Source organism: Coleofasciculus sp. H7-1 (assembly GCF_057473865.1).
This window is the reverse complement of sequence record NZ_JBYCCT010000053.1, coordinates 18,395-40,313: the sequence shown is the minus strand read 5'-3', so window position 1 is coordinate 40,313 and position 21,919 is coordinate 18,395. Positions and strand designations below refer to the sequence as shown.

Genomic DNA, 21,919 nt, shown 5'->3' with positions numbered 1-21,919 from the left:
AGGTCAAACTATGCAATTTGAGCGAAAGATTCCGATTGCCATTGAGCGCTACTTGCTAGAAGGAACCATCATTGCTCTGCTGGTGATTCTGTATGCTCCGCTTTTATGGCACTGGTACGATGGCTGGCTGAACAAAAATATCAGTATTGAACATGAATATTACAGTCACGGTTTAATTGGTTTGCCTTTTGCCGCCTATATCAGCTGGTTAAATCGACAGCATTGGCGTCAATTACCAGATACAAGTCATCCACTAGGCGCAGCCTTGCTGGCGTTGGGCGGGGTATTTTATCTCAGCGGCATTACTGACCTGATAAATTTATCCTTTCCCGCTGTATTAGCTGGACTTTGTCTGTGGCTGAAAGGAGTTCCTGGCTTCAAACTTCAAAGCTTTCCCTTGTTGCTCGTATTTTTGGCAACGCCGACGCAAATTCCTTACTTGCTGGCTCCCTATACCTTACCCCTCCAGCGATTTATTGCCGGAACGGCTGGTTTTATCCTGACTCAGTTCGGCATGGATGTCACTGTCAACCAGATTTACTTGTTCGTGGGTGGACGAATTGTAGAAGTTGCGCCTTTCTGTGCAGGTCTTAAGATGTTATTCACCAGTTTCTACGTAACCTTAATGCTGCTTTACTGGACGGATACTTGGAGGTCTCGCACAAAGACAATTTTGTTAATCGTGGGTGCAGCGGTCATCAGCATCAGTGGTAATATCGTCCGCAATACCCTGCTTACCTTCTTTCATGGCACTGGTCAAGAAAAAGCTTTTGATTGGCTGCACGAAGGCTGGGGCGGCGACGTTTATTCTGCCTGTATGTTGGGGTTAATTGTGCTTCTACTGATTTTGATTGAAAAATATAGCTCAGATGCGCCTCAAAAGGATGAAGCATGAAACTGCCCAAGTTATTGCAGCGCTTGCAATTTTCTAAAGTCGTCGTCCTATGTTTTCTCATCGTGCTAATGGCAATTGGTGCAGTTCCTAGTTACTGGACGGGACACTGGCCTTGGGCGCATCCTCCAAAAATTGCCAACCTCAAGCAGATGAAAAATTTACGGCAGACTGGGCTATCGCTTCCCGACTGGCAGACTCAACAACAGCATACCGTAACGATTGGCGGTCATAAATGGTCAATTCAGGAACTCCAGCGGGATGAAAAAACCCAGGTAACTTTGCTGCTTTTGCCCCAAGATGACAATAAGGCTCAGCCAGAGGTTGAGTGGATGGACATTAATGGATTTAAGGAGTGGCAGACAGATCAAGAGCGTCGCTTGCACTTTAAGGTTGAAACTCCTTCGCAAGCAGGAACGCACAAAACAAAAGAACCCGGAACTTCTCCTGCACGTCCGACATCTTCCAATGTTGAAGCTCGTTTCTTTCGCGGTTGGACTCGGCAGCAGACCTTCGCTGTGCTACAGTGGTACGCTTGGCCTGGAGGAGGCAATCCTGCTCCCAGTGGCTGGTTCTGGGCGGATCAAATGGTGCAGTTGCATCGTCGCCGCTTGCCTTGGGTTGCTGTTAGCATCTTGATGCCAATGGAACCTTTGGCTGAGGTTGACACAGCTCTGCCGCTGGCTAAATCGCTCGGTCAAACGGTTCAAGCCGCCTTGATGGCAGAGGTTTTACGTCCAAAAGTTATTAGTCCTTAGTTTTTAGCTAATGACTAATAACTACTGAATAATGACTACTGACTAATGAGTAAAATTCAGTTGCGTCGCTTTACAGCCCTCTCCCTCGTCAGTATCCAAACGACTGTTTATACGCTGTTGGGTGGTGTCTTTCTCTGGACGCGACAGGCAACAGCAACACCTATAGCTGGACACTTTGACACTCAGGCGCAGTTGCCGCAATTTCCTGTGGTGGTGCCTCCTGCTGCCGTTGACCCTACAAGCCCGCCGCCACCTGTAGGCTATCCTCAAGAGCAACCGCTTCTGGAAGGCACTGCGTCGCCGCAGTTTAGCCGCTACCAGTTAGGAATTGGAGATGTAGTTAGCGTTGTGGTTGAGCGTCCTCCAGGTACCTACCGCTTGGGAACGGGAGATGTAATTAGCATTTTGGTTGAGCGCTTTCCAGATTTGAATCTTCAAACCCCTATCGATCTAGACGGCAACATAATAGTTCCGCTACTGGGAAGAGTGTCGCTCAAAGGTCTTACCGTGCAAGAAGCACAAGAAAAAATTCGTTCCGGCTTAACCCGCTATGTGGTTGATCCGGTTGTATTACTCTCACTCTCTGGGTTGCGTCCGGATTTAAACTTTCAAGCCCAAGTTAATCAACAAGGCGATATTATAGTGCCTCAACTGGGAAGGGTGTCAGTACAAGGTTTGACTTTAGAAGAAGCACAAGAAAAAATTCGCTTAGGTTTAAGCAGCTTTTTTATCAATCCTAATGTGACTTTAACTTTAGCTTCGGCACGTCCAGCCCAAGTCACAATTAGCGGCGAAGTGGTGAAACCCGGTTACTACACCCTATCACCCGGATCTCAACTGTCTGCGGCACTGCTGGTTGCTGGCGGCAGCACCACTCTAGGAGACCTGCGATCGGTTTTGGTGCGTCGCGCCCGAATTGATGGTTCGACAATTGAGCAACGGGTTGATTTGTTTACGCCGCTGCTAAATGGACAATCACTCCCCAATTTACGCTTACAAGATGGCGATGCAGTGGTCATCCCGAAGCTAGAAGTTGCCACAGATCAAAACTACGATCGCTCGCTAGTTTCTCGCTCCACTGTGTCTCAGCAGCAGATCAACATCCGAGTTTTGAGCTACGCTGGTGGGGGAATTGGTAGTATTAGCTTGCCCAACGGTAGTACATTTGTTGATGCTTTAAGCGCTATCGGCCCCAGTCCAGATAATTCTAACCTGCGGGATATCGCCCTGATTCGATTCGATCCCGAACGCGGCAAAGCGGTTACTCAGAAAATAGACGGGAAAGCAGCGCTACTGGGAAATATTGCTCAAAATGTCCCGCTGATGAATAACGATGTCATCGTGGTGGGTCGTAACTTGATTGGTAGAATTACTTATGCACTGAGTACCTTTACTCAACCCTTCCGGGATATTTTGGGATTCGTGCTGTTTTTTGACCAGCTAAGAGAAAATGCTACTAACCTCTTTGGCCCAACTAACGATAATAATGATAACTCAAACTAAAGAAGCCGGTAATAAATTCCAGCTTACAACAAAAATATCTGAGAAAAGAGATGTTATAAAATGCCAAGTCAAAGCAGCAAAATAAGAAAAATATTTAGTGTGAACTTTTAATTTCTATTTGTTTTTACTCCTTATTTCCTCACTAGCCCCTAGTCCCGAAAACGACCATGACTCCTCCCATTGTTAAGCGTTATCTGATCGCCCTCGATCAACATAAATGGATTGGATTAGCTGGCTTTGCTATCATTGTCGGTGCGTCAGCTGTCGTGGGTATACAACCAGCACCAGCTCCCGTTTTCAAAGCCGCAGGCGTGCTGGCTTATAACGGGCCGATTGCTCCATTTTCGACGACGACGCAAGCGATTCAAAAGCAGGGTCAAGAGCTAAATGAGGATACGCTGCTAGCAGAGAATGTGGTCAAAGCAGCAGCAACGCGGGTGAAAGTAGACACAACACAAATTGCCAAAAATGCGAAAGTAAAGCTGCCGGAGGAGGACGGGCCGAAGGTTATTCAAGTTTCGTACAGCGATAGCGATCCGAAGCGAGCGGCTGCCACCTTGGAAGCGCTGATGCAGGGAATGGTGGAACAAAGTCGTTTGATTAACAGCTCCCGACTACGAGCGATTATTGACTCCATCAGTGCCCGGTTATCTCCTGCTGAGACGCAACTTAGAGAGGCTCAACAGAGACTGGAGCAGTATATTCGCACGGAGGGACCAGCACTGGTTGCCGCTCAGGATGGGAGGACACTGGGTGCAATTTCTGGCAGCGAAGAGCAGCAACGTCAGATTCAGATGACTTTGGAAGGAATTGATACCCAAATTCGCAGTCTACAAAACAAGTTGGGTTTGACGGCGACTGAAGCTTACACGTCTTCTGCCTTGAGTGCCGACCCAATTATTAACAGCTTGCGATCGCAAATTCATCAAACTGAAACCCAGCTGCAAATTCTCAGCCGGGATTTGCGGGAGGAGCATCCTCAAATCATTCAGCTGAAAAAACAGCTAACAGCCTACAACGAACTGCTGTCGGCGCGAGCATCGGAGGTGATGGGTGGAGACGGTTTGGCAGCACCCTTGCCCCCCAGTCAAATTCGCAGAGACAGCAGCCTCGATCCAACGCGGCAAGGTATGGCAAACACTCTGGTAGCTTTACAAACCCAGCGCGAAACGCTGCAACAGCAACTACAGTCTAGCCGCAAAGCCGAGCAGCAACTCCGGGCTGAATATGTAAAAATCCCCAATAAGCAGCTGGATCAAGCACGACTACAACAGCAAATTCAGCTCAAACAAGGTCTGTACGATAAGATGCAAGTGGCATTAGTAGATGCCAAGGCAGCAGAAGCCGAGACAGTCAGCAGTCTCACTATTGCCCAACCGCCACAAGTTGCCGCTAGCGAGCAGAAGAGCCAAAGCTTACCGTTAACGGTAGCAGTGGGAGCTTTGGTCGGGGTGTTGGTTGGCGGCGGATTGATTTTCCTGTTAGCGATGCTCGATGGCACGTTCTACACGGTCGAGGAAGTGCGGGCGGCACTACGACAACGGGATGTGCTGGTGCTGGGTGAAGTGCCTTTCGTCGCCCTCCAAGATCCGCAACTGGGCGAGACGCCGATTTTGCTCCAGCAGGATTCCGTTTATCACGACTATTACGAGCGCTTCCGCAGCAATCTGCGGCGAGCGAGCGATCAACCCTTGAAAGTGGTGTTATTGACCAGCACGATTAGCCAAGAGGGTAAGACAGTCAATGCTTATAACCTCGGAATTGCATCGGCTTTTGCTGGCAAGCGCACTCTGGTGATAGAAACCGATTTGCGATCGCCTTCTGAGTCCAAGTTCCTGAAAGTCGCTCCCGATCCTGGTGCTAGCCTTGAACCCCTACGGTACTACACTCAGTTAAGTGAGTGTATCCGTTTAGTCCCAGACATTGAAAACCTATACGTGGTGCCCAGTCCCGGCCCCGTGCGTAATGCCGCTGCGATTCTGGAATCCAGCGAACTCAGGCGGCTGATCGAAGATGCGCGAGGTCGTTTTGACTTAGTAATTCTCGATACCCCTGCCTTAAGCCGGTGCAACGATGCCCTCCTATTGGAACCCTACGCCGATGGTATTGTGCTGGTGACTCGACCGGGTTTCACCCAGGAGAGTATTTTGGTAGAGGCAATCGATCAATTGACCGCAGCAGAACTGCCACTCGTGGGAGCGCTGATCAATGCGGTAGACACCCCAGTGCAGGTTCCCAGCGTGAAAAATGAGGACATTGAAGCCGACATAGAAGAAGAAGAAGAAGAAGAATTAGAGCCTTCCCATTCTCGGTCAGAACAAGTGCCAAGTGAGTACATTAAGCGCTAGTCATCTCAAATCCGCTTCGGGTATCCGAACCAGATGGAGGCTGCTAATAACAAATGGCTAACCGCTCATTGTAGAAAGATCGCGAGCAGTTAGCCATTCGTAAAAAACCAAGCTGTAAAGCGTCTAAAAAAACCAGTTTAGATTCTTGGTTGTAGCAGAGCAGAAGAAGTGACCGCTTTTCCTGATTTTCAAAATATGCCAGCTCACTCGGCAACCGCTTGCTAAAAAGTTTGTTGTTCTGGATGGTTGTCCGAGTCGGAAGAAAACAATCCCAACAGCGGTGCTAAGATTGCCCCGAAAATAAAGCCACCAGCGTGTGCCCAATAGGCAACTCCACCTTGCTCCATCCCAATATTCGTAGGCGCATTCAGACTCGCGACGCCATAAAAAGCCTGCTGAACAAACCAAAAACCCAGAAAGAAAACAGCAGGAACGCGAATCGTGGTGAAGAAGATACCCAAAGGAATTAATGTCAGCACTTGTGTTTTGGGGAATCTGAGAATGTAGGCTCCTAAGACACCAGCGATCGCACCACTTGCCCCCAAGGAAGGAATGCCAGAATTCATTGAAAAATACCACTGAGTTAAAACCGCTAGAATCCCGCACGTCAGGTAAAAAATTAAGTACTTGACGTGACCCAGCTTGTCTTCAACGTTGTTGCCAAAAATCCAGAGGAACAGCATATTACCGGCAAGGTGTAAAAACCCACCGTGCAAGAATTGCGATGTCACCAGTGTCAGCCACTCCGGTACCGGCTGATTCACAGGTATGCCACTAAAGCTAGCAGATAACTCTCTAGGAACCACAGCAGCAAGGTGAAAAAAACCTTCCAGCTGTTGTGGGGCCAAAGTCAACTCATATATAAAAGCCAAAATATTCGCAGCAATCAGTCCATAAGTGACATACGGAGTGATGCTTGTAGGATTGTCATCACGTAAAGGAACCACAGGCGTCTTTCCTAACTATCCAAGCAAAAGCTGGAAACAACATAACTTAATTTCTTCCTAGCTGTCTTTTCACCTCTGGATAGAGATCCAGTATGAGACGCTCTCCGTGAGAAGGTAGAGGCAATGATAAACCCGTAAAACATTAAACCCCTCTAGGTACACTAGAGGGGTTTAATCATGGTGCATGAGGGAACTATTGTCAGATTACCAGCCCTGTGCAGCCTTTTCCATGACATAGCCAGCAACGTCCTCAATTTGCTTTTTATTCAGACGTCCTTTGAAGGCTGGCATGGCATTTTTTCCATTCGTTACCTGGTTGACAATGGCATCCATCGAGTTCATCCCATACTTGTCTAGAGCATCCTTCTTCAAAGTTTTGTTAGCCATAATCACGTTACCGCCGCCCACGTGGCAAGCAGCGCAGTTAGCGCTGAAAATTTTAGCACCACTGGCTGTATCAGCTGCATTGGCTGGGCGAGTCAAGGCAACTGTCAACACCGCAATCGTCAACAGTAAAACCGATAACAGTTTCCTCAACTTGATTCTCCTCTTCTTAACAAGTACAGTCATAAAAAAAAGCCTTGCAGAACTATTCTAAGCTTCTTCAAGGCTTTTGCTATCACCAAAGAGGAGAAGAAATCTTAAACCTCAAGGGTGATTATGATGGAATTGCCAGTACCAAGGAGCGGTGCTATTAACCCTCTACTGTAATTTTACCAACCATCCCAGCGCCCCTGTGAGGTTGACAATAGTACGTATAGGTGCCCGGCGGTGTGTCAGATGAGAAAGTCGTCTCGTAGGACTCTCCTGGAGAGTTTAGCAACTTGGTGTGAGACAGTTCCTTAGCCAGCGCTTTATCTCCGCTTGGCACTCCCTTATCATCAAAAACAGCATTATGGGGAGCTAGTTTATTATTGACAAACTTTACTGTGTCACCCGGCTTGATTGTGAGTTTAGCCGGTTCAAACTTCAACATCCCGGCATCCGTGCCCATTTTAATCGTATAGGTTTCTGCTGATGCAGGAGAAGCTGACAACACAAAGCTAGAGACTACTAGCAGAATTGTGCAAATTAGTAAACCTAAGCTTCGGGGAATTGTCATTCTCAATCTCATCGTTTCCTCCCAAAATTGTCAATTAATTTTGTTTAGTAATATTTTAGCTTTAACGTTTACATCTGTAGAAGATTAAGACATTTTTGCTTTCTATCAATCGGAAGCATTGGCAGATGCATCCTGAATAGACACGGGGTTCATAAATCATTTGTACCCCATCCCGGTGCTACCTGTGCGGCTCTGAGAACAAAGGCTGCTATAGTTTCCACCTCCTGACGCGCCATCCAACTTTCCGGTACTTGACGACACCAAAAGCTTTCTTCGCCCCCGTCGTAGGTCATCGGCTGCCGCAGGAAAGCCACGATGCTGTTGATGGTGTCGCGAGGTGGAGTGGCACCATTCAAGTCCTTCAGGGACAAAGACACAGCGGGATTTGGCAGGGTAGCGCCGCCGACATGACAATTTAGACAGTGTTGTTCAAATAACTGCTTCCCTGCCGATAAATCTTCCGCAGAGAACTGGCGAGTCTGACCTTGCCCATCTAAGTCTATGGAAATGGGTTCGGTAACTCGCAGGTACTGCCGAACGTAGGAGGCTGCGGCTTGAGCCGGTAAACTGACCATCCAGACGCCCAAGCAGATGCCCAAAATCAAAAATAAACGGCGAAGTGAGAATAATTGACGCAGCATTGACCGTGTTACGAATTGACAAAATGCAAAAAATATGAGTTATGAATTTATTCAAAATTCATAACTCATAACTCATAATTTTACTTAGCGCACGGCTTTACCGCCTCCCCACTGTTCGCCGAGGATTTTCGGCTGTAGGAGGATATGACCGGCGATCTCAAACAGGTCATCATCTGTGAGATTTCTCATCACCGTATAAATATCGGAACTCTCTTTGCTGGGGTGTACTTCAGAGATTGCAGTTTCCCCATCGTAGGTCGTGGGATGATGCATATAATCCACCAGAGCGGCAATGTTGTCGCGCGGCGGGTTTGCCCCAGCCAAATCGTCCGGGCCTAGACCGACATTGAAATCAGTCTTGGTGACGCCCCCAGCATGGCACGAAGCGCAGGCATAGTTAAATAGGCGTTTGCCTTCGGCGACTTGTTTTAAGTTTAATGTCACCTGCTGACCTCGATCGTTTACTTGTACGGTGCGAACTTCGTCAGTCAGTTCGACTGCCATTACCCGACTGACAAGCAATCCGAAAGTGAAAATTACAGTGGCTAAAGCCAGACTTATGTATCGCTTAAGCATGGTTCTCCTTAAGAAATTTGGTGCGAGTTTTTGATCCACAACACAGCTGGACTCAATCTTATAAGCCGACCCCTAAGTTGCAGGCTTCTCAACCAATCATCTGGACAAAAAGAAGCAAGCCGATTGCCAGAAAGGAAAATCGACTGTTGGGACTCAGGATAGTTGGTCGGGATTAATTTTACCCTCCGTCAGTGCCCGATCCCTGTTTTTGAGACAGAATCTTAGAAATGATGGCCTTGGCATCCTCCAGAGCCAGACGGCTCTGTTGGGTTTTATAGGCGATTCCCAATTGTTCGCACAGCTTGAAAACCTCCTCTACTGGGAGGTTATAGTCTGCTGCGATTTCGGCAATGGACAGGTCTGCAAAACCCATGATGATTGAGAGAGATTGAACCGCTCTAATATCAATATCATCCCACTCTTGCGGTCGCTTTCCCTTCCCTGTCTAGTTGCTTGGGATCAATCTAGATATTGGGCGATCGGAGTCGAGAGTTTCCGATAGTGGTAGGGGGGGCGGTGCAGGGGGAAGTAGTTGGTGCAGGCGAATGAGCTGGGCTAGAGTTTTCTTTAACTGAGTGCGGGGCACAATGGCGTCTACAAAACCGTGCTGGAGCAAATACTCAGAGGTTTGAAAATCATCGGGGAGCTTTTCTCGCAAGGTTTGTTCGATCACGCGACGCCCTGCAAAGCCAATTGTGGCTTTTGGCTCTGCGAGAATGATGTCTCCCAACATGGCAAAAGAAGCAGTGACGCCGCCAGTTGTGGGGTGAGTGAGAACCGGGATATACAGCAGTCTGGCGTCTTGATGACGCTCCAATGCCCCGGAGATTTTCGCCATTTGCATCAGACTTAACATTCCCTCCTGCATCCTGGCACCGCCGGAGGCACAGACAATGACTACGGGCTTTCTTTCCCAGGTGGCTCGCTCAATCAGGCGGGTAATTTTTTCTCCGACGACAGAACCCATGCTACCGCCCATGAAGCGGAAGTCCATGACACCGAGGGCGACAGGCAAGCTCTCCAATTGCCCCATTCCTGTCTGTACGGCGTCCACCAAGCCAGTTTTGTCTTGAGTTTCTCGCAAGCGATCGCAATATTGTTTGCGATCGCGGAACTTCAGCGGATCGGTGGGAAACACCTGCTCGTCCAACGGCATCCAGGTATTGACATCGATCAGCTGGTGGATGCGTTCATCGCTGAACACCCGGTTGTGATGGTTGCACTCCAGGCAAACCATATCGTTTAAGCGGAGGTCTTTGGTATAGGCAAGGACAGCACACGCCTCGCACTTTGTCCACAGTCCATCCGCAATCTCACGCTCTTGCCGCTGTTGACTAATTGGCTCTGATTTTCGTCGATTTGCAAACCAATCAAATAGAGACATGAAAACGGTTAATTCCTCTTATTAAAATGATTTTCCGGCGCTTTAAGCTTGCTCTTCCTGAATCGGACTCAATAACAGCAGGGCTGTCCACTGCTGGTGCGATCGCACCTGTAAGGCAGTAGGACTCCCCGCACCGAAATAAGGTGCCACACCGACGCCCGTGAATCCGACTAGGAATTTGATGAGCCGCCAGCATCTGCTGCATTAATTCAGCTTCCCAGCGAACGCAATTGGTTTTTAGGGTAATCCAAGACACTGGAATATCTTACAATACGGCAGTATTGCGGTAAATCAGGGCAGGGGGAATGGGTTAACTGAGGGGGAAAAAGAGTTGCAGGTAAGCAGACCAAATCGCCTCTCCCCAAAAAGTGGCTAAGAGCGCTCCCAGTGCCAGAAAGGGACCAAAGGGCATGGGTCGGTGCCTCTGGTGCCAGCCAAGCGCGATCGCGCCCCCACCGGCAAAGGCTCCCACTGCACAAGCCAAAAACCCAGCCAGTAGCAAATTCTTCCAGCCCAACCAGGCTCCCATCATTGCCGCCAGTTTAGCATCTCCTCCACCCATTGCTGCTCGCCCAAAAGCGATCGCTCCCCCAAAAGCAATGATGTCAAACAACCAAATTCCGACTACACCACCCACAATGCCTGACATCAAATGATTTGCACTTTCCGCCCAACTTGCTGCTGGCAGAAAACCGGCGATCGCCTGAAACACTAAACCCAAAATTAATCCCGTTTGAGTGAGTGGATTGGGCAACGTCATTGTGTCTAAATCGATCAGCGATAGTGTTAAAAGCCAGCTGAAAAAAGCCCAGTATCCTAGCGTTTGCATTGAGACTCCAAACGTCAAGAAAACTAGCAAAAACAGCATCCCTGTTGCCGCTTCTACCAGTGGATAGCGCCCGGAAATCTTGCTTCTACAGTGGCGACAGCGCCCCCGTAACCACAGCCAGCCTAAAATTGGGACATTTTCACGCTTACCCAGTCGATGCAGGCAATGGGGGCAACGAGAAGGGGGCCAAAGAATCGATAAGCCTGCTGGCAATCGATAAATTACCACATTCAGAAAACTGCCAATCGAGGCACCCAATGCGAAGACAATCGCCGCAGCAGGCAACGCCATCAAGTTATCCATAGCAATTAGTCACGAGTCATGGGTCATGAGTCATTGGTCATTAGTAGTGGGTTGGTCATGACTAATGACTAAGGACAATTAGACTAATAACTAATATATTTCCGACTCAATTTGACTAAAAGGCACAAAACATTCTTGCGGCAACAGAATCGGTTTGCCTGCAAAAATCAGCTTGCCCCGATAGGTATACCGATCGATCGCCACCCCTAGAGGGCGCTGTATGCGGTCTGGATGGACTTCCGAGTAAGTCCGATAGATTTGTCGAGCTGCTCTGACGATGCTGGGGTCTAGCAACACGGGGATATCTATCCTTTCCGTCCGATTTTCTAACCGTTGCTGTGAAGTGTAAACCACTCGTCTACCCCTGATATTTGAGCTAGTCTATAATCTACCAGTGCAATTACTGCAATAGATATAACAATTTTTGTTGCAGTTGAAGATGAAATTTTCTTGTCTACTGTTCTAGGGCTTGGATCAACGCATTGCCCATTGCACTGCACCCTAAAAGATTCATCCCCTCAGACATGATGTCACCCGTGCGATCGCCCTGCTCCAGAACTTGCATCACCGCTTGCTCAATTTTATTGGCAGCAGCAGGCTGGTCTAAGCCGTAGCGCAGCATCATCGCTGCACTCAGAACCTGCGCCAGCGGATTTGCTTTATCCTGAAGAGCGATATCGGGGGCAGAACCGTGGACGGGTTCAAAGACACCAGGACCAGATGCACCTAAACTGGCAGAAGGTAACATTCCAATACTGCCGGTAAGCATAGCGGCAGCATCAGACAGGATATCACCAAATAGATTACCAGTTACAATTGTGTCGAATTGTTTAGGCCAGCGAAGAAGTTGCATGGCAGCGGCGTCTACATAGAGGTGAGACAATTCTACATCTGGATATTCTTTAGATAGAGCAGTTATGCGATCGCGCCACAACTGCGACACTTCCAGCACATTTGATTTATCCACCGAACATAGCTTCCCACTGCGTTTTTGCGCTGTTTCAAAGGCTACTCGCCCAATTCGGTCAATTTCTGCTTCCGTATAAGCCATTGTATTGACGCCGCGCTTCTGGCCCGTTTCCGTAGCAAAAATCCCTCTCGGTTCCCCAAAGTAAATACCCCCAGTCAATTCGCGCACCACCATCATATCGACGCCCTCGACCACTTCCCGTTTCAACGACGAGGCATCCACTAACTGGGGTAAGATTTTTGCTGGACGCAAATTGGCAAATAAACCAAGACCAGCCCTGAGTCCTAGCAAACCAGTTTCCGGGCGTTGATGGCGAGGGAGGTTATCCCACTTATAACCGCCAATAGCGGCGAGTAAAACAGCATCACTATTGCGGCACCTTTCTAACGTTTGGGCGGGTAGCGGTTCTCCCGTAGCGTCAATTGCCGCACCACCCAAGAGGGCTTCTTGAAATTCAAACTGAATATCAAATTGTTTCCCGACAAGTTTCAGCACGTCTACCGCCACTGCCATAATTTCAGGGCCAATGCCATCGCCAGGGAGTAGGGTAATACGGTAGTTCTGCTGTGTCATAGGTCGTTCAAAACTCTTGCGAGTTATTAATCATACAGGGGAAATGTACCTAAAAAACACTTAAGATTCAGATACAATCTGCCCAGTTAAACCTAAATAGGTGCAGGTATACCAGCAATTCCTCTGATTGCTAGTTTTCCACCAAAAAAGAAGGCGATGAGGGCAGCCATTATCAGGATGTCTGAAAATTCGGTTATGCCACCATTCATATCTAAGGGCAAATCATTCAGTAAATGCCACTAACAATGAGAAATTGCCGCTTGTAGGCGTAAGCCTTGCCGAATGGTATCCTTCGCCCCTACAAGATACCAAGACTATTTTTTCAGCATTTTCTCAGGTCGATGTCAGATAATTTACTAACTAGCTTTGCAAACACTTTTTAATTCATCAAGTGGTTGCAACGGAAAAACTTAATATTAAATAATAAAATATCTAAGACTTATTTGCAAGCATTTTTTAAATAATTTTAAACAAATGATATGATGCATCTCAATTGTGAAGGGTTCAAAAAATATCGGGGAGTTTTATTAAAAAATATTAATAAAAAGGTTCGCAGAGAATTATCAAAGATTGCATCTGTGCTATTTGAGAATTGGAAGAACAGAGAATCGGAATTTTAACTAACGACATTGACAGAGCTAAGGACTTACGCAAATATCACCACATCTCTTGGGCAACCACAGGGGGATTGAACCCGAAAAAATGCTATATGTATAAGCTTTGGGTAAGTCCTGTTGAAACTGCTAGCCGAACCAAATAGCAAAATGCTTTATCTGACTGAAATTATCACGCATTGGGGCAAATTAAGGGTTTACAACGCTAATCGCTGCTGAAATGTTGTTTAAATTTCAGAAACGCTCGTGGCAAATGCTGTAGGTAAAGGCTACGCTAGCACTCAAGCAAGCCATCTTATAGTCAACCCTCAGCAGCTATGGCAAAAGAACTGGCAATTCAAACTTGTGGACTCACCAAGCAATTCGATCGACATATTGCTGTTAATGATATTGATTTACAGGTAAAAGCTGGTGAAGTCTATGGACTAATTGGACCGAATGGAGCCGGTAAAACAACGTTGTTGCGGATGTTGGCGGCGGCTGAAGAGCCAACGACGGGCGAAATTTATATTAATGGCGATCGCCTGCAACGCGATCACAGCAACCCTACCCTGAAGCGGCGACTCGGCTATCTACCCGATGACTTCCCCCTGTATGACGATTTGACAGTCTGGGACTACCTAGACTATTTTGGGCGTCTCTACCGCTTGCGAGAACCACACCGCAGCCAGCGCCTGCGGGAAGTTTTAGAACTGGTGCAGCTAACGGGTAAGCGCAATAGCATGATTGTCACTCTCTCGCGGGGGATGAAACAGCGCCTGAGTCTGGCGCGGACAATTATTCACGAACCGATTTTGCTGCTGTTGGATGAACCCGTTTCGGGATTAGATCCACTTGCCAGGATGCAGTTTCGGGAAATCATCAAGGTATTGCAGGAAGCAGGGATGACGATTGTCATTTCGTCACACGTCCTCAGCGACTTAGAGGAACTTTGCACTTCAGTAGGCATCATGGAACTCGGCTTTCTAGTAGAAAGTGCGTCACTCAAGGAACTTCGCCGCCGCCTCAGCCGCCAGCAAATTTTCTTGTCTACGTTGGGTAAGCTAGAGTCACTTGTATCAAAACTGAAAAACCATCCTTTAGTCGAAGAATTGGAGGTGATGACCGGACAAGAGCGCGTGCGCCTTTACTTTGCGGGTGGTCAGGAAGATTGTGCTAAGTTGTTGCGATCGCTTGTTGAATCTGGCATCCCTCTAACCGAATTTCATTGCACTCAGGAAGACTTGGAAACCATCTTCCTCAAACTGGGACACCAGCAAGCATCCTAAGACAGGACTGAGGGATGAGGGATGAGGGATGAGGACTGAGGGATGAGGGATGAGGGATGAAGACTGAGGGATGAGGGATGAAGACTGAGGGATGAGGACTGAGGGATGAGGACTGAGGACTGAGTTATTAACAATGCTCATTTTTCACTCAGCACTAATTTTGATTTTGGAGATTTTTTAGTCATGAAAATTAATTGGAGCGACCGGCTGGGAGATGGGAATCCCCAGCTGTTACGAGAAATTAAAGGGCGTCTTAAACCCCGAAATGTATTAATTGCAGTAGCGATCGCGCTGATGGGTCAAATGCTACTGCTGATGAGTTTAGCGACTCAACTGCCGGTTGATACTGGTACGGGCGATATCTACAGTAGATATTGCCTAAACAATCGCCCTGGTTATGGGCAGAGGTGCCTTGTAGACTCCCTTGGCAATTTGGTCATTAACTGGCAGTTGTGGTGGCTAGATGTGTTCGTGTGGCTGAGTGTTATTGGCTGCTTGACCGTCTTGGTGGCTGGCACCTATATGCTAATTAGCGACCTATCGCGGGAAGAAAATCGCGGCACGCTAAATTTCATTCGCCTCAGTCCGCAGTCTACAACCAGTATTTTCAGCGGCAAATTGCTGGGAGTGCCGATTTTACTTTATCTCCTAGCCGGTCTGGCAATTCCTTTGCATTTGTTGGCGGGTCTGTCGGCTGAAATTCCTTTAGTTCTAATTCTGGGCTTTTATGGTGTCGTTGTTGCCAGCGCCGCTTGCATCTATAGCGCCGCCTTACTTTATGGCTTGGTCGCTGGTGGACTCGGTGGATTTCAATCTTGGATTGGCAGCGGCATCGTGCTGATGTTTCTGAGCATCATGACTAGCATGAGCCTTAACAGCAGCCCACTCATCCATAATTCCCTAGATTGGCTGCATCTGTTTTCTCCTTCAATTGTGCTGGCATACCTGATTGATGCCAGTTCTCAAGGAAGTGCCTATTCAACGGGAATGGTGCAACTGGAAGCCTGGAAATGGTTTTACTTACCTCTAGGTGCCAGCGTTTGGAATGTCATCGGCTTTAGCGTGCTGAACTATGCGGTGGGAACCTTATGGTTTTGGCAAGGGATGAAGCGATGCTTTCACAACTCCGGTGCTACTCTACTGAGCAAGCGGCAGAGTTACTTGCTGACAGCTTGCTTTGAAGTGGCTGTTCTCGGATTTGCCCTAACCCTACCAAAATGGCGGACAGAAAATCCACAATCTATACCAAACGGACTGTTTGATAATTTTGGTGCTTTACTCTTGTTAAATCTGCCGCTGTTCTTGTGTCTGATGGCGGCTTTGTCGCCTCACCGGCAAGTCTTGCAAGATTGGGCGCGTTACCGACGGGAGAAAACGTCTTCTCGCGTGAAAAACTTGGTGCAGGATTTGGTATGGGGTGACAAAAGCCCCTCAGTGGTAGCAGTAGCGCTGAATTTGCTGATTGCTTCAACCATCGTGGTGCCCTGGATACTCCTTTGGTCGGCAAGTGCGTATAAAGCATCGGCGCTGGCGACCATCCTGCTGAGTGTAAATTTAATTTTGATTTACGCAGGCGTTGCTCAGCTAATGCTGTTCATGAAGACGCCGAAGCGATCGCTCTGGGCAGCGAGTACAGTGGCTGGATTGATTATATTGCCCCCAGTGATTTTCAGCTTGCTGTCACTCGCTCCCGCTAAAATGCCTGGTATATGGCTGTTTTCCGTCTTCTCCTTGGCTGCGGTCAAAGATGCTGCCGCGCCTAGCCTGGGTCTGGCAGTGCTGGGTCAGTGGCTAATGTTCAGCTTGTTGAGTATTCAGACAGCGCGACAGTTGCGACAAGCGGGTGAGTCTGCGTCGAAATCGCTGATGTCCAGTCGTTCCTCTTTGCCTGCCACTGGCGTATAGAGAAGCGATCGCTCGAATCGAATTTGCGGACACAAAAAAACAAATCTAGAAAAACCCGTTTTCTGCCTCGAAAACGGGTTTTTCTCAAAACTTGTGATAAAGGAAAACGGCGATGAACCTACCTGGGATGGAGCGATTAGGTGACTGGAATCCTCAGTTTCTGCGCGAACTCAAAGGACACCTGAAAACTCGCAATTTAGCGATCGCTATCGGTGTCTCTTTGCTTGGTCAGTTCCTACTGGTCATGTATTTTTACGAACTGCTAAATCTTGATGACACTTACAGCAGCTTCTGCGTAAGAAACAGCAACTACAACTGCCGTTTGGATGCTGTAGGTCAGATTATCATCGACTGGCAGCAGTGGTGGCAGACCCTATTTGGCGTTTTGAATTGGATTTTGCCACTTATTTTATTACTCGCTGGGGTCTATATGATTATCAGCGACCTTGGCAAAGAAGAGCGTCGAGGCACCCTCAATTTCATTCGATTGAGTCCCCAGTCTAGTCAGAGCATTTTGACGGGGAAAATCCTGGGAGTACCTATTTTACTTTATCTGGGTGTAGCCTTAGCACTGCCATTACATTTGTGGTCTGCTGTTAGTGCCGGTGTACCTTTTTCCTTTCTGGTGAGCTTTTATTTGCTCTCAGGTGCTAGTTACTGTTTCTTCTACAGCGCTGCCTTACTCTATGGATTTTTGAGCGGATTTCAAGCTTGGTTAGCCAGCTTTTTAACTTTTGTATTTGCTTTGCCTTTGCTAAACGTAATTAATTCGTCTGTGTACCTGTTTACGCAGGCAAATTTTGATTGGAGCGATTCGGGACGATACAGTTTGCAATGGTTTTATATACCGATTGGTAGTAATCTGTTGTTAGGTGACGCCTTTGCAATTCTAAATTTTGGTTTGTGGACTTACTGGATTTGGCAAGCTTTAAATCGGCGTTTTTCTAATGCCAACGCCACGATTATCAGCAAAAAACAAAGTTACTGGATAGTCGCTTGCTTTGAATTACTGCTTCTAGGATTTTGTCTGCAAAACAACAACTTAAATCCGGCAAGATTTGCTGAATCTGGGTCTTTGTGGGGAGTGCTGTTCATTATAGAAACCGTAAACCTGCTGTGGTTTTTGGGTTTAATTGCTGTTTTGTCCCCTCACCGGCAAGCCTTGCAGGATTGGGCGCGTTACCGACGGGAAAAGGTTTCTAACCGGAAAGGTTTCTGGAGTAACTTAATGCAGGATTTGCTGTGGGATGAAAAAAGCCCATCACTGGTAGCAGTAGCAGTAAATTTGGGAATTAAAACCGTAATTTGGGGTGCTTGGATTCTGTCTTGGCCCCAAAATTCTGACAAGATTTCAGCTATTTTAGGTTTGATCTTGAGCCTAAACTGGATCTTGATATTGGCGGGTATCGCTCAGACGCAGCGATCGCTCTGGGCTAGCATAACTGTAACAGCCTTGATTGTATTCCCCCCAACCTTTTTCAGCTTGCTGTCGATGCCATTTTATCAAAGCTCTGGTGTGTGGCTGCTTACCGCCTTTCCCTGGATAGCTGTAAAAGAAGCCTCCGCAATTCCCGTTTTTCTGACAATCTTGGGACAGTGGAGCGCTACGACATTGTTAAGCTTACAATTGACGCGGCAGATGCGATTAGCAGGCGAATCTCCCTCCAAAGCAATCTTTGCCAATCGTCCATCATTACCCGCCCGCTAGAACACTTCGGTGAGGGAGAAATGTAGCGACTGATTCTCCCCTCTTTCACTCAGTCCTCAGCACTACTTCTTGAGCGCCTTTTTCACCAAATCTGGAATTTGGGAAGGGCGCTCTGCTATTGGAATTTTCGCTTGCTTGAAGGCGGCAATTTTTCGGTTTTCAGGTGTCTGTTCGGCGGCAAGTTCAGCCTGTGAAGAAGTGAGCATCGCTTCCTGACGCCAAAAACCAAGTGCATTCCCTGGACCTAAAAGTTTTTCTTGGGGAAGCAGGCGACCTACAAAGTATACAATTACTGGCTTATCAAGTGCTGCGACGATGTATTCTGCTGCCGCCTGTTCATCACTAAAACCGATATGGCTAACTAAAACAATTACCTTCGTGTTTTTATCCCCTGCCAAAATTTCCAGCCATTGTACGACAGAAGAGCCGACAAACGGCTCGCTGCCAATACTGACGGCAATCGACTGACCATAACCGGCTCGTGTCATTTCCCAGGCTACTTCGTAGGTGAGATTGCCGCTGCGGCTGAGCAGTCCCACCGAGCCAGGACTATAAAATTCAGTTTCATGAGTGCCCACTAAAACCTTACCTGGAACAATAATCCCAGAACTGCTGGGACCGACGATAAGAGTTTGAGTCGCCTCTGCCTTTCTGAGCAGCCGAACCATATCCAGGGGAGGAATCCCACCCGTAATCAGAATAATTTGTCGGATACCTGCGGCGATCGCTTCTAGCGCCGCATCAAGCGCCGAGTAAGGCGGTACAAAGATAATGCTCATGTCAACCGCTCCGACCGACTGTATCGCCTGCTCTACCAGGTCGAACACCGGAATGCCAGCCAACGTTTGCCCTCCCTGACCAGCACTGACCCCAGCCACTACCTTAGTGCCGTAAGCGGTCATTCGGGCAGTGTAGGTTGACGCAAGTGGTTCTGCGATGCCTTGTATCAGGATTTTACTGTCTGGCGTTAATTTCATGATCCTTTAACCAAAGTCTATTTTCCATGCAACGCGAACAGCACATCAGGTCTATTACAAATGTATGTATCTAACACCTTCCACATATCTATTCAGGTTGAGAGGAGCGAGTCAACGTCCTGAATGTAACTCTATTGCCAAGCAAAGCAGGATGAAGGCTCGACTGCTAAAATCAGCTTGCCTCACGGTTTGGTACTGGGAGTCCCGGATCTACTTTTAGCTGCGGCTTTGGCTAGGGAAATAGCTTGGTCAACGGCGTCATCCAGATTATCGCTCCAGTGTACGGGCATGGCGGCTAGAGGCTCTTGGCTTTTGTCGAGTTGACCACCCGCCAAGCGGACAACAAAGTGGGGAAGCAGGGTGAGAAATTCCGGTCGGCGATCGCCGATCCGGGTGCGAGAGTCCTTGGGACTGGGTGTGCTAACCCGTCGAGTCATTCGCTGCGGATGCTCTGGCATTTCATTGACTTTTAGTTGCAAATACGCATCAATAACTGCAACGACTTCCTGACTCGCTGCGGGACTGCCCAAAATATTAACCAGTAATACTTTAATGTTTTTATTTTGAGTGAGACGCTCCAGCGCTTGTTCGAGCTGTTCTCTCCAAGATGCGGGTGTCAAATTTCCACTCGCCTCCTCACCCACAATTAGGCAAAGTCTCGGCTTGCCGCCAGCGCTGTAAACCAAATCAACCATTGCCATCGCCAAGCTGGTGCCGTTACAGAGAATCCCAATATTACCATCTCGATTCAGCCAGTTCTGAATGGGTAGAAACTTACCTGGATCAATTTCTCCAGGCGTTTCCTTCGCAATATCGGATTGAGGCATTTTTGCCGCTAGAGAAGCCAAATCGGGATGGCGTCTGAGGGCAGCATCATTGACTGTAATTTTGCCATCCAAAGCCATCAATTCGCCTGTAGGACTCACACCCAGGGGATTGATTTCCACTCCATCCAAATCGTTTTGGACAAACAGATGGTACATCTTTTCGACAACGGTGCTAACTGACTGGATCAAGGCACCTTGGAGTCCCATTTTGAGGGTCAGATGGCGGGCATAAAAGGGGGAAAATTCTTGGTCAACGACGACTTGCGAAAGTCGCTCCATCACCGCTTCCAAGTTCATGCCTCCTTGTGAGGAACCCAGCAGCACTGGGCGACGAAGGACGTAGTCTATGGTGACGGCTAGATAAAATTCACGAGTGACATCGTATTTTGCTTCTGCTAGCAGCACTTGGGGATATTCACCCAGAATCGGCAAATTAAAAATCGTCCGTGCCGCCGCGATCGCATCGATCGTATTTTCTGCAAACCGAATTCCACCAGCTCTACCCCGTCCACCAGCACGCACCTGCGATTTTAGGACAACTGGGTAGGGAATTTGCAAACCCTTCAGGTCTCTGGAATGGTCAATTCGTTGAGAAGGCAAAACGGGGATGCCCATCTCCCGAAATAATTCTTTAGCTTGATATTCTAGTAAATCCATGAATGGCAATTAAGGATGAGGGATGGGTAATGGGTAATGGGTAATTGAGAAAGTGATTGGTGATTAGGCAGTAGTAACAAACCAAAGACTAATGACTAATGACGAGTGACAATTACCCAATCCCGATTACCCCTATTTCTGACGACTTTGCCAGTCTTTGGCGACTTTATCAATTCCATAGAAACGCTGCCAGAAGGCATCAACCGCCCTGGTAGGCAACACTTTGTTCATTAAAAACAGCAGAATATCTCCCCCAGTGGCAGCCACGTAGCGGGGACGAGGGTGACGGTCGGTGAGCGATCGCGCAATCACTTTAGCAACCCGTTCGGAAGTCCAGGCTCGACCGCTGGTTCGTTCCTCTAGTCCTTCTAGGCGCTCAAAAGCAGCGCGGTAAGGTGTATCTTGCGGAGTTGCTACAGCCTGCTCAACCCGTTGCGCTGCTACAGCGAAAAACTCCGTGCTGACTGGTCCTGGTTCAATCACACTGACTTTGATATTAAATGCAGCTAGTTCCATGCGGAGCGCGTCGCTAATTCCTTCCAAGGCAAATTTAGAGGAACTATATAATCCCCCAAAGGGAAACGCCAGCCGTCCGCCTAGGGAACTAATATTAATAATTCGTCCACCCCCGCGATCGCGCATCACTGGAATTAAAGCTTGAATTAAGGCAAGTGGACCAAATAAATTGACCTGAAACTGCTGCTGCACTGCCTCAAATGGAATTAACTCCACAGGCCCCATCTGTCCATATCCGGCATTATTGACCAAGGCATCCACGCGCCCAAAATGGTCAATCGTTTTACTTGCCAAAGCTTTAGCCTGCTCAACTTGAGAGATATCGGTGGGAACAACCAGCACATCAGCACCAGCTTTGCGGCAGTAAGTTGCTACTTCCTCCAACTTTTCCTGGTTTCGAGCTGCTAAGACGAGCCGGATTCCCAGGGACTGAGTGGCTAAAAGTTGCGCCAGAGCAGCGCCAATCCCAGTAGAAGCTCCTGTAATCAGGATGACTTGTTCAGATAGCGGTGGAGTATCGGTCTTCATAAGTTGAGTTCTGTCTAGCTAACACCTTAGCCGCGTGCCCGTACAGTTGTTAATGGTAAGCCCTAGCCTTGCTTGCACAGCCAATTAGCTGTA

The 21,919-nt window shown here is 48.0% G+C and carries 21 protein-coding genes and 1 pseudogene; 7 read left to right on the top strand and 15 right to left on the bottom strand.

Annotated features, from left to right (window positions below; genetic code table 11):
* The first annotated feature begins 10 nt into the window (after nt 1-10).
* The 4 genes from crtB (at nt 11) to AC2VDX_RS13010 (ending at nt 5,501) form a co-directional block, all read left to right on the top strand.
* Nucleotides 11-895, top strand: coding sequence for a cyanoexosortase B (gene crtB, locus AC2VDX_RS13025; protein WP_378179439.1), 885 nt, complete (start codon nt 11-13; stop codon nt 893-895).
* Nucleotides 892-1,650: a cyanoexosortase B system-associated protein gene (locus tag AC2VDX_RS13020; protein ID WP_378179442.1), complete on the top strand. Its 759-nt coding sequence runs from the start codon at nt 892-894 to the stop codon at nt 1,648-1,650. Before crtB ends, AC2VDX_RS13020 begins: the two co-directional genes overlap by 4 nt.
* Nucleotides 1,651-1,695: 45 nt before the next feature.
* Nucleotides 1,696-3,153: a polysaccharide biosynthesis/export family protein gene (locus tag AC2VDX_RS13015; RefSeq protein WP_378179445.1), complete on the top strand. Its 1,458-nt coding sequence runs from the start codon at nt 1,696-1,698 to the stop codon at nt 3,151-3,153.
* Between the two features lie 167 nt (nt 3,154-3,320).
* Nucleotides 3,321-5,501 carry a GumC family protein gene (locus AC2VDX_RS13010; RefSeq protein WP_378179447.1) on the top strand — a complete coding sequence of 727 codons (2,181 nt, stop codon included), beginning with the start codon at nt 3,321-3,323 and terminating at the stop codon, nt 5,499-5,501.
* A 221-nt stretch (nt 5,502-5,722) separates the two neighbouring features.
* Here AC2VDX_RS13010 and AC2VDX_RS13005 read toward each other — a convergent pair whose 3' ends face one another.
* From AC2VDX_RS13005 to leuB, 11 genes and pseudogenes are all read right to left on the bottom strand, one after another.
* Nucleotides 5,723-6,448 (bottom strand): rhomboid family intramembrane serine protease, encoded by a 726-nt coding sequence (locus tag AC2VDX_RS13005; RefSeq protein ID WP_378179450.1) that lies wholly within the window; start codon nt 6,446-6,448, stop codon nt 5,723-5,725.
* A 204-nt stretch (nt 6,449-6,652) separates the two neighbouring features.
* Nucleotides 6,653-6,985, bottom strand: a complete 333-nt coding sequence (gene petJ / locus AC2VDX_RS13000) for a cytochrome c6 PetJ (RefSeq protein WP_378179453.1) — start codon at nt 6,983-6,985, stop codon at nt 6,653-6,655.
* A gap of 157 nt (nt 6,986-7,142) precedes the next feature.
* Nucleotides 7,143-7,562 (bottom strand): plastocyanin, encoded by a 420-nt coding sequence (petE, locus tag AC2VDX_RS12995; RefSeq protein ID WP_378179456.1) that lies wholly within the window; start codon nt 7,560-7,562, stop codon nt 7,143-7,145.
* Nucleotides 7,563-7,699: 137 nt separating this feature from the next.
* Nucleotides 7,700-8,191, bottom strand: coding sequence for a photosystem II cytochrome PsbV2 (gene psbV2 / locus AC2VDX_RS12990; RefSeq protein ID WP_378179459.1), 492 nt, complete (start codon nt 8,189-8,191; stop codon nt 7,700-7,702).
* An 84-nt stretch (nt 8,192-8,275) separates the two neighbouring features.
* Nucleotides 8,276-8,767, bottom strand: coding sequence for a photosystem II cytochrome c-550 (psbV, locus tag AC2VDX_RS12985; RefSeq protein WP_378179462.1), 492 nt, complete (start codon nt 8,765-8,767; stop codon nt 8,276-8,278).
* A 178-nt stretch (nt 8,768-8,945) separates the two neighbouring features.
* Nucleotides 8,946-9,140 (bottom strand): translation initiation factor IF-2 N-terminal domain-containing protein, encoded by a 195-nt coding sequence (locus AC2VDX_RS12980; protein ID WP_190414291.1) that lies wholly within the window; start codon nt 9,138-9,140, stop codon nt 8,946-8,948.
* A gap of 72 nt (nt 9,141-9,212) precedes the next feature.
* On the bottom strand, nt 9,213-10,151 hold the full coding sequence (gene accD, locus AC2VDX_RS12975; RefSeq protein ID WP_378179466.1) for an acetyl-CoA carboxylase, carboxyltransferase subunit beta: 939 nt from the start codon (nt 10,149-10,151) through the stop codon (nt 9,213-9,215).
* A gap of 42 nt (nt 10,152-10,193) precedes the next feature.
* Nucleotides 10,194-10,407, bottom strand: a pseudogene (locus AC2VDX_RS12970) (hypothetical protein).
* A 54-nt stretch (nt 10,408-10,461) separates the two neighbouring features.
* Nucleotides 10,462-11,283, bottom strand: a complete 822-nt coding sequence (locus tag AC2VDX_RS12965) for a prepilin peptidase (protein ID WP_378179469.1) — start codon at nt 11,281-11,283, stop codon at nt 10,462-10,464.
* 90 nt (nt 11,284-11,373) lie between these two features.
* Nucleotides 11,374-11,637 carry a hypothetical protein gene (locus AC2VDX_RS12960; protein WP_378179471.1) on the bottom strand — a complete coding sequence of 88 codons (264 nt, stop codon included), beginning with the start codon at nt 11,635-11,637 and terminating at the stop codon, nt 11,374-11,376.
* 100 nt (nt 11,638-11,737) lie between these two features.
* Complete coding sequence (leuB, locus tag AC2VDX_RS12955) at nt 11,738-12,826, bottom strand: 3-isopropylmalate dehydrogenase (protein ID WP_378179474.1); 1,089 nt, start codon at nt 12,824-12,826, stop codon at nt 11,738-11,740.
* A 931-nt stretch (nt 12,827-13,757) separates the two neighbouring features.
* Here leuB and AC2VDX_RS12950 point away from each other — a divergent pair.
* A complete protein-coding gene (locus AC2VDX_RS12950; protein WP_378179476.1) occupies nt 13,758-14,708 on the top strand; it encodes an ABC transporter ATP-binding protein in 951 nt (316 codons plus the stop codon).
* On the opposite strand, the gene AC2VDX_RS12945 is transcribed toward AC2VDX_RS12950, so the two are convergent.
* On the bottom strand, nt 14,705-14,842 hold the full coding sequence (locus tag AC2VDX_RS12945) for a hypothetical protein (RefSeq protein WP_378179478.1): 138 nt from the start codon (nt 14,840-14,842) through the stop codon (nt 14,705-14,707). The genes AC2VDX_RS12950 and AC2VDX_RS12945 overlap by 4 nt on opposite strands.
* Nucleotides 14,843-14,891: 49 nt before the next feature.
* Between AC2VDX_RS12945 and AC2VDX_RS12940 the strand changes: the two genes are divergently transcribed.
* Nucleotides 14,892-16,613: an ABC transporter permease gene (locus AC2VDX_RS12940; RefSeq protein WP_378179480.1), complete on the top strand. Its 1,722-nt coding sequence runs from the start codon at nt 14,892-14,894 to the stop codon at nt 16,611-16,613.
* Nucleotides 16,614-16,725: 112 nt separating this feature from the next.
* The gene (locus AC2VDX_RS12935; RefSeq protein WP_378179482.1) at nt 16,726-18,321 is read left to right on the top strand and encodes a hypothetical protein; all 1,596 of its coding nucleotides are present in this window, start codon (nt 16,726-16,728) and stop codon (nt 18,319-18,321) included.
* A gap of 62 nt (nt 18,322-18,383) precedes the next feature.
* Here the strand turns inward: AC2VDX_RS12935 and AC2VDX_RS12930 are convergent, their stop codons facing one another.
* The 3 genes from AC2VDX_RS12930 to AC2VDX_RS12920 form a co-directional block, all read right to left on the bottom strand.
* On the bottom strand, nt 18,384-19,298 hold the full coding sequence (locus AC2VDX_RS12930; protein ID WP_378179484.1) for a succinate--CoA ligase subunit alpha: 915 nt from the start codon (nt 19,296-19,298) through the stop codon (nt 18,384-18,386).
* 182 nt (nt 19,299-19,480) lie between these two features.
* Nucleotides 19,481-20,782 carry an ATP-grasp domain-containing protein gene (locus AC2VDX_RS12925; RefSeq protein ID WP_378179486.1) on the bottom strand — a complete coding sequence of 434 codons (1,302 nt, stop codon included), beginning with the start codon at nt 20,780-20,782 and terminating at the stop codon, nt 19,481-19,483.
* A gap of 132 nt (nt 20,783-20,914) precedes the next feature.
* On the bottom strand, nt 20,915-21,826 hold the full coding sequence (locus AC2VDX_RS12920; protein ID WP_378179488.1) for an SDR family NAD(P)-dependent oxidoreductase: 912 nt from the start codon (nt 21,824-21,826) through the stop codon (nt 20,915-20,917).
* Nucleotides 21,827-21,919: the final 93 nt, after the last annotated feature.